Annotated in this window: 11 protein-coding genes; all 11 read right to left on the bottom strand. The window is 36.0% G+C overall.

Annotated features, from left to right (window positions below; all coding sequences use genetic code 11):
• Positions 1 to 17: 17 nt before the first annotated feature.
• The 11 genes from PMAN_RS08110 to galU all read right to left on the bottom strand — a co-directional run bounded on the left by PMAN_RS08110 (position 18) and on the right by galU (position 11,631).
• Entirely contained in the window at positions 18 to 1,256 is a 1,239-nt protein-coding gene (locus PMAN_RS08110; protein ID WP_010557334.1) for a WcaI family glycosyltransferase, read from the bottom strand.
• Complete coding sequence (locus PMAN_RS08115) at positions 1,231 to 1,803, bottom strand: putative colanic acid biosynthesis acetyltransferase (protein ID WP_010557333.1); 573 nt, start codon at positions 1,801 to 1,803, stop codon at positions 1,231 to 1,233. Before PMAN_RS08115 ends, PMAN_RS08110 begins: the two co-directional genes overlap by 26 nt.
• The gene (locus PMAN_RS08120) at positions 1,781 to 2,878 is read right to left on the bottom strand and encodes a glycosyltransferase family 4 protein (RefSeq protein WP_010557332.1); all 1,098 of its coding nucleotides are present in this window, start codon (positions 2,876 to 2,878) and stop codon (positions 1,781 to 1,783) included. The genes PMAN_RS08115 and PMAN_RS08120 overlap by 23 nt, the downstream gene beginning before the upstream one ends.
• Before the next feature lie 74 nt (positions 2,879 to 2,952).
• Complete coding sequence (locus tag PMAN_RS08125; protein WP_010557331.1) at positions 2,953 to 4,179, bottom strand: glycosyltransferase family 4 protein; 1,227 nt, start codon at positions 4,177 to 4,179, stop codon at positions 2,953 to 2,955.
• A complete protein-coding gene (locus tag PMAN_RS08130) occupies positions 4,172 to 4,948 on the bottom strand; it encodes a sulfotransferase domain-containing protein (RefSeq protein WP_010557330.1) in 777 nt (258 codons plus the stop codon). The genes PMAN_RS08125 and PMAN_RS08130 overlap by 8 nt, the downstream gene beginning before the upstream one ends.
• Positions 4,949 to 4,969: 21 nt before the next feature.
• On the bottom strand, positions 4,970 to 6,160 hold the full coding sequence (locus PMAN_RS08135; RefSeq protein WP_033035883.1) for a hypothetical protein: 1,191 nt from the start codon (positions 6,158 to 6,160) through the stop codon (positions 4,970 to 4,972).
• Positions 6,161 to 6,232: 72 nt separating this feature from the next.
• Entirely contained in the window at positions 6,233 to 6,823 is a 591-nt protein-coding gene (locus PMAN_RS08140; RefSeq protein WP_168371077.1) for an LbetaH domain-containing protein, read from the bottom strand.
• A gap of 1 nt (position 6,824) precedes the next feature.
• Positions 6,825 to 8,177, bottom strand: a complete 1,353-nt coding sequence (locus tag PMAN_RS08145) for a lipopolysaccharide biosynthesis protein (protein WP_010557327.1) — start codon at positions 8,175 to 8,177, stop codon at positions 6,825 to 6,827.
• A 57-nt stretch (positions 8,178 to 8,234) separates the two neighbouring features.
• Complete coding sequence (gene cysN / locus PMAN_RS08150; RefSeq protein WP_010557326.1) at positions 8,235 to 9,668, bottom strand: sulfate adenylyltransferase subunit CysN; 1,434 nt, start codon at positions 9,666 to 9,668, stop codon at positions 8,235 to 8,237.
• A gap of 50 nt (positions 9,669 to 9,718) precedes the next feature.
• On the bottom strand, positions 9,719 to 10,633 hold the full coding sequence (gene cysD / locus PMAN_RS08155) for a sulfate adenylyltransferase subunit CysD (RefSeq protein ID WP_010557325.1): 915 nt from the start codon (positions 10,631 to 10,633) through the stop codon (positions 9,719 to 9,721).
• Between the two features lie 110 nt (positions 10,634 to 10,743).
• Positions 10,744 to 11,631, bottom strand: a complete 888-nt coding sequence (gene galU / locus PMAN_RS08160; protein ID WP_010557324.1) for a UTP--glucose-1-phosphate uridylyltransferase GalU — start codon at positions 11,629 to 11,631, stop codon at positions 10,744 to 10,746.
• Positions 11,632 to 11,931: the final 300 nt, after the last annotated feature.

Raw genomic sequence — 11,931 nt, forward strand, 5'->3', positions numbered from 1 at the left:
TTCTAAGCTGTTAAATGTTATAAATGTTTGTTTGTCAGTTTATTTAGGTCTGTAACAAACTGATCAAGTATTTTGTTTTTTGCTAAATAGGTTTCTGCAAATTGACGAGCTATTTTATTATGTGTAGTTAAATCTCGGTTTAAAATTAGCTCAAGGCCATTAATAAAAGCAGCTGTGTTTTCGGGCTCTACACAGTCGTAAATACCTGTATGTTTGTTGGCTATTTGGCCAAGCTCTGTATGTGGCTCTGCAGTAACTAATGCATGCCCCCCAGCCGATAAAATATTGGTTAGCTTTGATGGCAATACAGCATCGGCTGCACCCTTTTTTTGTACCACTAAATGTACGTCGGCCAATGCTAACATTTGTGGTACTTTTTCCCATGGTTGTAATGGCAAAAATACAACATTGTTAAGGTTAAGTTGGTTAGCATTTGCTTTTAATGTATCTACATAAGCGCCAGCACCCACTAATACAAATTTTACATTAGGTTGTGTTTGGTAATGTTTAGCAGCATCAAGCACTACCTCTAAGCCCTGCTTATTACCAATATTACCTGCGTACAACACTATTTTATCGGTAGGTTTAAAACCCCACTCTTTTCTAAGTGCTGCACCGCATGTTTGCGGGGTTACAAAGTCGGTATCGGACCAGTTAGGAAAGTGAATAATTTTACTCTCGCTTACGCCCTTACGCTTAGCGTTTTCAATCATTGAATACGATATGGTAGACACTGCATCAAAACGCTTCATTAACCAGCTTTCAATGCGCTTAACAAAGCGCGATACTTTACCTTCGCCCATTAATCCTAAACCAAATAATGCATCTACCTCGTAATCTTGAATATGCATTATTGCTTTAGCACCTGTTAATTTTGCGTAAAGTAGCGTAAACGGTGCACAAAACAAGGTGGGTTGTACAAGCATAATTACATCTGGTTTTTTAAATAATTGGCTAATTAGGGCAAAAAATGACGAAACAGCAAACGTGCCTAAATGAACAACGCGCTTTATGGTAGTCACATTTTTAGGCACATAAAGCGGGCAACGTATTACATTTACGCCTTCAACTTCAGTACTGTTAAAAGTAAATGCATTAAAACCATTATGTACTTGCCATTCAGGGTAATAAGGTGGCGCAACAACAGCAGTTACATATAAATCTCGCTTAACCAACTCAGGGCACATTTCACCATTGTATTTGCCAATACCTGTGAGCTCAGGGGAGTAGTTAAGGCTTTGTAATATTAGTTTCATTACCAATCCTTGGTTTAACTGGCTTTGCTGGGTTGCCAATACATATCATGCCAACTGGCATATCCTTGTAAACAGAACTTCTTGAGCCTATAACTGCACCTTTACCAATTGTAATACCTGGTGCTATAAAAACATCGGTTGCTACCCATGCTTCATCTTCAATAACAATAGGTTTGGCGAATATATCAAAAGCCTCAGATTGGTAATCATGGCTACCAGTACATAAATAGCTTTTTTGTGACACAACCGCATTTTTACCAATAGTAATTTCACCGAGAGTATAAAGTTCAGCGTTATCGCCAACCCAAGAGTTATCACCAATCGTTAATTTCCAAGGATATGTTATTTTTACACTCGGGCGGATAACTACATTAGAGCCAATTCTTGCCCCAAAACAACGAAGTAAAAAATTACGCCATTTATAAGCAAATTGTGGTGACATTGAGAATAATGATGCTTGAATGATCCACCATAATTGCACAATTAAAGCACTCCGCCCTCTAAACCCTTTAGGTAAAACAAATTTATTTAACTTTTGGAATATCATAATTTCTCATATCGTCTATAAATGCAATTAAAGCTTCTTTTGCTTTTACTTTTTCATTTTCAAAATCTACTAATCTTTTGGTTTTCTTATCTAAATCAAATCCTTGATTATCAAACTGAAATTTGATTGATTTGGCTATTTCTTTGGCTATATCTGAACTAGGGGTTTCCAATACAGAAAAACCAGATAAACTTTCAATAACATCCTTCATACAACCTTTGCGCGTTCCAGCTAAAAAAACACCGTTTAATGCAGCTTCGTAAAGGACTAAGGGTTCAGCTTCATTTTTATACATAGACGGGAAGATAAAGCAGTCTAAACTTTTATAAAATTCTAATTTATCTTCCTCATACAATGGGCCAAGATATTTAATATTAGGGTTCACAGCTACAGCTTCTAATACCATTTTTTTTGCATCGTCATCGGCAAAAGGTCCTGCAATTTTCGCCACGAAATCTATTTGTAATAATTCTAAGTTAGAACAAACCTTTAAAAATAAGGCAATACCTTTTTCAAGGCATAAATTAGCCAAATGCCCTAACACCACAGTATTTGTTGTGTCTCTTTTCTCAACGTTATTTACAGTTTCAAAAAACGCCAGATTAGAGACAACTCTAATTTTCTCTTTGTTAATACCATAATGTTCAGTTAGCTTTTCTCCCATTTTTGGGCCTAATACAATATGTGTTGTTGCACTTCCGGCTATTTTATTAAGTACTGAAAATAAAGAACTATGATCGTTTAAGTAATTGAACGAATGATGGTGGATAAAAATTTTTTGAAAAAACACACGGCAAATAGCAATGTAAACCAGATCATAAACCTGACCTGTACCACCATTGATTGGTCGATAGACTACACCACCAAAATTAAATAACAATTTGAAGAACATATAAAAGTAACATAAAAAAGTGTGAGTTAATTTAAAAACCCCCCAGTACTTTGACATGAAAAATCTTGCAGCATAACTTGGCACTGTATTAATCACTGTCGGTTTTAAACCCAACTTTAGTGTTTTATTTAATACAGCTAAGTTTACGTTTGACATACCATGCACAGGTTTTGGTAAATCCATTAAAAATAGCAATTAAAATAGCCTCTATTAAGTTCCAACTCTAAAAACCATACCCCTAAACATGAAGCCACTAGCTAGGTACTAAACTTAGATCTGATAATCTGGTTGTATTGTTGCTGAGTATATATCTCAGACCTTAGATAAGCCTCTTTTGAATGGTGAGACAAGAGTTCACGATCATTACAATATTTTTCTATACATTCTTCGATTGCATCTACTGACATCTTTTGTATAACAAAACCAGATTTGTTATTTTCTATTATTTGAGCGCAAGCAGCTGAAGATATCACTGGCGTACCTCGTGATATGGCCTCAACCTGAACCATTCCAAAACCATCTGACAAGGTAGGAAAAAGTAATACATCGACAGAATCTATTAATGTAGGGATATCATTGGAAGCTACAGTTCCAATGTACTTATGCCCGGAAAACTCTTGTAACTTAGACTTCTCAACTAATAATTCACCAGCCAAAACTAGTTCAACTTTAAAACCTTGTTTAACTAACCTATCGACAGCAGCAACAGCATAATGCACACCTTTTCTTATTGATACATTACCAAGGCATAATAACCTTAAAGGTCTATCAGTATTAATATTAATACGCTGCTGTCTGCTGATAGAGGAAGCAATGGGTAGAACAGTGATTTTTTTATCAACGCCCCAATATTCTATAGACTTTTTTGAATATTCAGAGTTAACTATAATTTCATCAGCTATCTCTAATTCGCTTTTAACTCGCTCCTGAAACCCTTTATTCCAATGACCAGAACTTGAATTAGCCCCCCAATCTGAATATTTAGCAGTCTCTTCTTGAATAAGCTCCCACTCCGCTAATCCTGGATCAACTTGATCAAGAATAACAGTTCCACCAGTATCTTTACTTGCTCTCATACTTTCTAGAGCTCCTCCCGTGAAAGCAATCAAATTTTCCCCATGCTTAATTTGAGAACCAACAGTCTTCGCATATTTCCCACCATAATAAATCAATAACTGCTGTTTTTCGGCTAATGTTTTTGCTTTTCTAGTTTTTGCTCTAAAATCTAATCCGAGTATAAATTGCTGCCGAACTTTAGACCAAGGTAGGTCTTTATGATTACGGCACAATAGTGCTTTAATTGCAGGCGACCCATTAAACATTGGGGTAGCTTTGGTCGCCCAATAAGGCATGTAGATATCTGTATATAAGTAATTTAATTTACCCGCAACATTTAGAGCTAAAGGTAGGCTGTATCGTTCCCTAGAGCCCATACAAGATACTGTAAACTTATTGTTTTTCATTTTAGTTAATAAATCAGACATAACCATACCTTGCAGCTTGTTCTAAAAATACTTTGCTAATTTTGGCTGACGAAATAATAGCATCACGGTATTCCTCCAAACCTTTATTTTCACCGGCCCCCCGCACAAAATTAAATTTATTATTATTATGCCTATCACCATCAGTATTAAGAGTTTTCTTCATTTGATCTCGTGAGGAAAGCTCCAAGGCTTTTGTAATTATCGAATCATCAATAGAATAGCCTAACTGCCTATATACTTTTGAAATTTCGATTAAGGGAGAAGCTTGTAGATCTTCGTACCTAACAATAATAGCCCCTTTATCTTCCCAGCTTTTCATAAAGTTTCCCCAAGCATTAAAACCATAACGCCAATCAAACATAAATTCATCGATGTTTGATACTTTTTTGCCTCGCGCTTTTTCAAGGTAGTTATGATAACTTGATATTACAAAAAAAGGATTCCTGACAACTACTACACTTTTAACCCCCTTAAAAAAAGGTGTGTATGGGAAATGTGTTTTTAAAAAGACAGGACAAGCCTCAATAATTTTGATTTCGGAAAGGCTCCTGTTACCTCTGATAACTGGAGAGTAATTCTCTATAGTACGAAAGTTAATTTTTTCACCACCTTCAATCAACGAGTTAACATTGGAAACAACAAATCGAAACCAGCTATTTCCTGATTTAGGAAAAGAAGCCAGTAAAACACTTGAAGAGGGAAACTGTTTTGGTGCTTCAAATATTGCTCTAGAATAACGCTCCAATTGATAAAATAAACTTTGGTACATTCAAATTTCCTATGTCTGTTCTTATTTAAATTTAATATTTATGCGTTGCATACGCAAAAGTAGAATATATGGATAAACTATAAATATTAGCCCTTTAAAAATTTGAGCCATTGAGCCTCTGGAGTAGTAGTAATATCCCATATAAACTGAGATCAAACCTACCCCTATGAGTAATTGTCTAGCATTAAGAGAGTACTTACTGACTAGTTTAAATAGCCAAATTGTTAAAAAAACATATATTATGCTGCCAATATACACAGCGTACCAACCGAACATAGTAAAATACTCACCAAAGAATGGTACTGTAGTACCTGACCTTAAAGATTCTTCGCTCATTGAAATGCCGTATGCTATATCTTTAAGGTGACTATACAAGTTCTTATCTGGATAAATAAATCGTGGAATAAATTGTTCGAAAACTTCAATCAATGGCTTAAAATGCACAAATGGTAAATCATTACCATACTGCGACAAAGTTGAAGCTAATCCGAATACACTATTCGCATCTGCAAATAAACCATAGAGCAGAGTTTCAAGATCAATATACTTTATTGCATCAAGATCTAACCCTGAAAACTTACTCCTCACAACGGTCATAACTGAAAAGAAAATTCCGACAATAACCAATGTAAAAAAAAGGCCAATTTTTTGTTTTTTACTAGAATCTTCATTAAAATAGAACGCCAATAAAAGAGGCCCTACAATCAATGCAATTTTGTACCTCAAGCCAGTAAATACTGAATATAATAAGAAAATTATAAGTGCAATTTTCCAAATATTCTTTCGGGCTCTTTCTGTCCCAAATGAAAATAAAATAACAGCAATTAGCACATCAGAAAATTGATAAAAAATCAGCAAAAATGGGTCAATTGTAATTAAACTTGAATCACTTAAAGCACTTGCCTTTAAATAAACATATAATGAAGAAAATAGTCCAATAAAAAAAAGAAAATTTATAGTTCTATTAGTCCAATCGCTTTCGATATATTTGATATTAAAATTGGAAATTGGCTGAAGTGTACGATCTTTATATATTGTAACTGCTGCAACAACGAAAAACACAGTAAGATAAATAGAAGGTAATAAATATATTTCACTTGCCCAATTCGAACCTATAAACCAACCTCCTTTAAATTCAATCCAATACCATGTGCCTAATAAACCATAATATAATGTAGATACAGTAAAAACTGTTAAGAACATCTTAGTCATCGTAGACTTTAATAATGATATTGTGCAAAGGTATAAAATCACCAAAATTACTATCAATAGTATAAACATTTATTAAAGCTTCCCAATCCAAGCTTCAAAAGGAGCACATTGGTTTACGGGCTTATATAATAAACTTTTAGTACGTTTACCAACCTCTACTGCAGGATTACCAGCAACAATAGTATAAGGAGGGACATTACGGGATACTACTGCTCCAGCCCCAACAACTGCCCCTTCTCCTATTGTCACCCCCGGTAATATAATTGAATTAGTTGCAATCCATGCGTAGTCACAAACTACAATTGGTTTTGATGTTAAAGGCCACATTGGATCCCGCAAACTATGGGTACCAGTTAGTAAATGCGCACCACTATTAATCACTACACAATTGCCAATTAGTATTTCATCATGTAGTGCTAGGTGAACAGCTGTTGATATGGAGCTGAAAGCTCCTATAGTTAGTAGTTTGCCTTTCCCTTTTATGTCAATTTTTCCTACAAACGCAGAACTTTCAACTTTAGCACCTAGCAAGTTGAGGATTATTTTCCTAAAAATAATAATAGAGGTTGCCGGAAAATGAATACAGCGTTTAATCCATACAACAAACCATCTCCGACAAAATAATCGCGGTCGTTCGCGGTGCGAAAATAAATATAGCAACATATCAGTATTTCAACCTTAAATTAAAAACATCCATTACATATCTTTGTAATGAGGATTGAATGACTTTATTTGCTTCAACAACTGAGAAAAACAAAATAAAAGACTCAGCTAAAACTATTGCAATTGCAGCTGCTTCTAGCCCTGCAATTGGAAATAACAACCAAGCAAAAATCACAGAACAAAACGAAGTAAATAGAAATATAATAGAAAAACGATTGTGATTATTCGTCGCCATTAAAACTAGCCAACTAGATTGACTATTAATATTCAGTAATGCAGCCCCTAAAAGTAGATAAAATAAGTGAACTGAATAAACAAAATCATCACCCAACCAAAGACTAAAAAGAAAATCATCTACTAATATTAAGGCAAAAACGCAAATAAAACCTATATATAGAGCATAACGCGATGCACCAATGTAAAGTTTTTTCATTAGTTTATAATCAAGTAAAGCAAACGCTTTTGTGATTTCAGGCCAAATTGCTTGATTGACCATTGTAACCATTTGCACGATGATTCGAGATAATGTTCTAAGTACATTGAACTGTGCCACTGCCACGGCACCCAAGACACTGCCGATTACCAAAGTCATTCCTTGTATACTTAAAGCTAATCCTAACGGGAAAGACATAAATGCAAGCCCTGGTTTTATCATCTCTTTAATAATTCCAAAATTTGCATCTTTTATAGAAAGACTGAAACTTTTAGAAGTATTAATTAGACGCATATACATAACCAAGTATCCGACTATACGCCCAAATAAACCCGCAATAGCAAAGGATAATATTCCCCCACCGATTATTAATGCACCAATTGCAAATAACCATTCGGTTAAACGAGTTGTATGAGAAAGAAATGTACCTTCAGCATATTTATCTAAACTCCGATACGCTGCACATAACACATTGACTTGCATACCAAACAAAACTTGAATTGTCAGCACTAGAACAATATGGGTAACTTCAAGTCTATCTATCGTACTAATACCTATATTGTCACTGATGTTCATAATGCCAAATAGAAACAATACAAATATAAAAATTAAGCTAGACATAACCAAATTGAATGCGATAAGGCTGTGGAACGTAGATATTACATCCTTGTTATCATTTTGAGCATTTTTCGTAACCATACGATTACTAGCAATAGCCCCTATACCAAAATCACTCATAGCTAAATAGGTTGGAAGTGCACTTAAAATTAACCATTCGCCAAAACTAACCATCCCCCAATAATGAATGAACAAGGGAACACTCACAAGTTGAGTTAATACAGTTATGGCTTGCCCATATGCATTTGCGCTAACCCCTTTGATTAGGCGTGTATAAAGACCTTTATTTGTTTTTTTTATCACTTTTTGCCTAAGTTATTTTTATTTGTTGTCAATGAAAAGAAAAAGTTGTTATTAAACTTATTTTATTTTGATACAAGCCCACTCAGGAAAACACTTCCTAATATAAGCATTTAACTCAATTTCAGATTGAGTATAAGTTCTATTTTTAAGCTTTAAGCTATCAGCTGTTACCTCAAAGCTTTCACTTTCAGGTATAGTCTTCGATATCATCCCCGCACCCACCGTTACGTTAGTAAGCCTATCGATTACAATAAATGACCCTGTGCCATGCACTGTGTTGTATTCGTCAATTACTACTGGGCTTGATGTGCTTATATTGCACGAACCAATTTCGTTAAGTTGCAGCTCATTTACGTCTAAGTTTTTTAGGGTATTTACATCAATTTTATGGTTAATTTTTTCTATTCGGCCATAGGTGTTTTTTGTGCCTACTTTAAACTCATACTCTTTGCCTGGTTGTAATGCTGTTTCGTCCATCCAAACAAGTGTTGCTTCAAATTGCTCTGACGTGGTAGCTAAGTTATTTGATTTAACAATGACATCCCCACGCGAAATATCAATTTCATCAGTGGTTGTTAATGTAACTGCTTGCCCTGCAAATGCGCTTGTTAGGTCGCCGTCGGCAGTTACTATGCTTTTTACTGTTGATGACTTACCTGAGGGCATAACGGTAATTAAGTCGCCAACATTAATAACGCCACTGGCTACTGTGCCACAGAAGCCTCTAAAGTTTAGGTTAGGGCGCGTTACAAATTGAACAGGAAAGCGAAAGTCTTGCAGGTTTTTGTCTTCGTTAACTGTTACTGAGTTTAGTAACTCCATTAGGGTTGCGCCTGGGTACCAACTCATTGACTCAGATTTATTAACTACATTATCACCACGCAATGCTGATATTGGTACAAAGCGGATATCTGGTATGTTTAGGTCGGCAGCAAATGCTTTATAATCGTCTTTAATTTTACGATATTGCTCTTGGCTAAAGTCAATTAAATCCATTTTATTAACTGCAACAATAACGTGTTTTAAGCCAAGTAAAGAAGCAATATATGAATGGCGTTTAGTTTGCGTTTGCACGCCGTAACGTGCGTCTACCATTACAATAGCTAGGTCGCAATTTGAAGCGCCTGTTGCCATGTTACGGGTGTACTGCTCGTGCCCAGGGCAGTCGGCAATAATAAATTTACGGCTTTCGGTTGCAAAATAACGATACGCTACATCAATAGTAATACCTTGTTCACGCTCTGACTGAAGGCCGTCGACCAGTAGCGCTAGATCAAACTCACCATCGGTTGTGTTAAACTTTTTAGAGTCGTTTTTAATAGCTGACATGTGATCTTCAAAAATTAATTTTGAATCGTGTAATAGCCGGCCTATTAATGTTGATTTGCCGTCGTCTACATTGCCACACGTTAAAAAGCGAAGCATGTCTTTATCTTCATGCTTTTGAAGGTAGGTTTCTATATCTGTTTCTAGTAGTGTTTGTTCGTTCACGGGTATTCCTTTAACAATATTCTTTAAAATTAATGATGCTTAAAATTGGCTTAAAAGTAGCCTTCCATTTTTTTCTTTTCCATTGAGCCTGATGAGTCGTGATCGATTACTCGTCCTTGGCGTTCAGATGTTTTAGTAAGCAACATTTCTTGAATAATTTCTGGTAAAGTAGTGGCTTCAGACTCTACCGCTCCTGTTAGTGGATAACACCCTAATGTACGAAAACGTACTTTTTTCATCATTGGAACTTCGCCTTCTTTTAATGGTAAGCGTTCGTCGTCTACCATTATTAACGAGCCATCTCGTTCTACTACAGGGCGGGTATCTGCTAAGTACAAAGGTACAATTTCAATGTTTTCTAGATATATGTATTGCCAAATATCAAGCTCAGTCCAGTTTGATAATGGGAAAACACGAATGCTTTCACCTTTATTAACTTTACCGTTATAAGTGTTCCAAAGTTCTGGGCGCTGACTTTTTGGATCCCAACGGTGGTTTTTATCGCGAAAAGAATACACTCGCTCTTTAGCACGTGATTTTTCTTCATCGCGGCGCGCACCACCAAATGCGGCGTCAAACTTATGCTTATTTAAGGCTTGTTTTAAGCCTTGTGTTTTCATTATGTCAGTGTATTTGGCACTACCATGATCAAACGGGTTTATATTTGCGGCAATGGCTTCTTCGTTTTTGTGAACTATTAGGTCCATGTCGTATTTTTTAGCCATACGGTCACGAAACGCAATCATTTCTTTAAACTTAAAAGTGGTATCTACATGCATTAATGGAAAAGGAGGCTTAGCTGGATAAAAAGCCTTCATGCATAAGTGCAGCATTACTGCTGAGTCTTTACCCACCGAATACATCATCACTGGGTTATCAAATTCTGCTGCCACTTCTCTCATTATATGAATCGACTCAGCTTCTAATTGCTTTAAATGAGTCATTCTTGCTTGTGATATTTCCATTTTATCTCTCGTTATGCTTTAACGTATTTGAGCAAGCGTTATACAAATTATAACCTGCTGTAATTTCTAGCTATATTAATCTGCTTATGCTTAGAGTTTAAATTCTTTTACTAAAGCAGTTTTTTTAATTGCTTTGTAAACTCTTCACCCATATGGCTTGATTGCATTGCATATTCAACATTAGCCAGCATATAGCCTAATTTAGAACCACAGTCATGCGATTTACCTGTTAGGTGGTAAGCTTCAAGCGTTTCGAGGTGGCGTAATTGTAGTAATGCATCGGTAAGTTGTATTTCGCCGCCAGCGCCAGGTGGCGTGTACTCAAGCAAATCCCAAATAGTGGGCGATACAACATAACGGCCTGTTATGGCTAGGTTGCTTGGGGCTTCATCGTTATTTGGTTTTTCGACCATGTTTTTAATGGTGGCGTTTTCGCCTGCGTTTATGTTTTTACCTGCTAGGTCTACCACGCCGTATTGGTGAACTTGTTCTTGAGGTACAGGCTCTACCATTACTTGGTTATGGCCTGTTTGGTCAAACCGGTTAATCATTTGGCTTAAGTTATCGGTTTTTGGGTTTGACTTGTATTTGTCAATTATTACGTCGGGTAGCATTACGGCAAAAGGGTTGTTGCCAACTATGGGTTTAGCCGCAAGTACTGCATGGCCAAGGCCTAATGGAGCCGATTGGCGAACCGAAATTACCGTTACGTCTTTTGGTACTATTGAGCGAATCTCGTCTAGTAGGCTGCGTTTTACGCGTGCCTCTAGCGTGGCTTCTAGCTCAAAGCTGGTGTCAAAATGGTTTTCGATAGAGTTTTTAGAAGCGTGAGTAACCAGTACTATTTCTTTTATGCCTGCGGCTACGGCTTCGTTAACTACATATTGAATTAAGGGTTTGTCTACCAGGGGGAGCATTTCTTTTGGTATGGCTTTTGTAGCTGGTAACATACGTGTACCAAGGCCTGCAACGGGGAGTACTGCTTTTAAAACTTTCACTTTAATTCCTTTTTTATTTTTTGATTATTTATAAAAACACAAAAAAGGACAAGCGTAGTTAAGCTTAAGTCCTTTTAACGTACCTCACATACCGTGTGAAGTTATTATTATACACAACACAATAATGTACTCAACTATAAAAACATCCTTTTAGATTGTTTTTTTGTTAAATTTATGTTGCACCAAAATGACTACCAAACGCCCTACTTTAGTGCTGTGTAGCACTTTTTACTTATCTACCTTTTTTGTTGTAATAATACTATACTTAGCTGTGCTGTTTATTAGGGATTATTAACTAAA

This window comes from Pseudoalteromonas marina, assembly GCF_000238335.3.
In the GTDB taxonomy this organism is placed as follows: Bacteria; Pseudomonadota; Gammaproteobacteria; order Enterobacterales; family Alteromonadaceae; genus Pseudoalteromonas; species Pseudoalteromonas marina.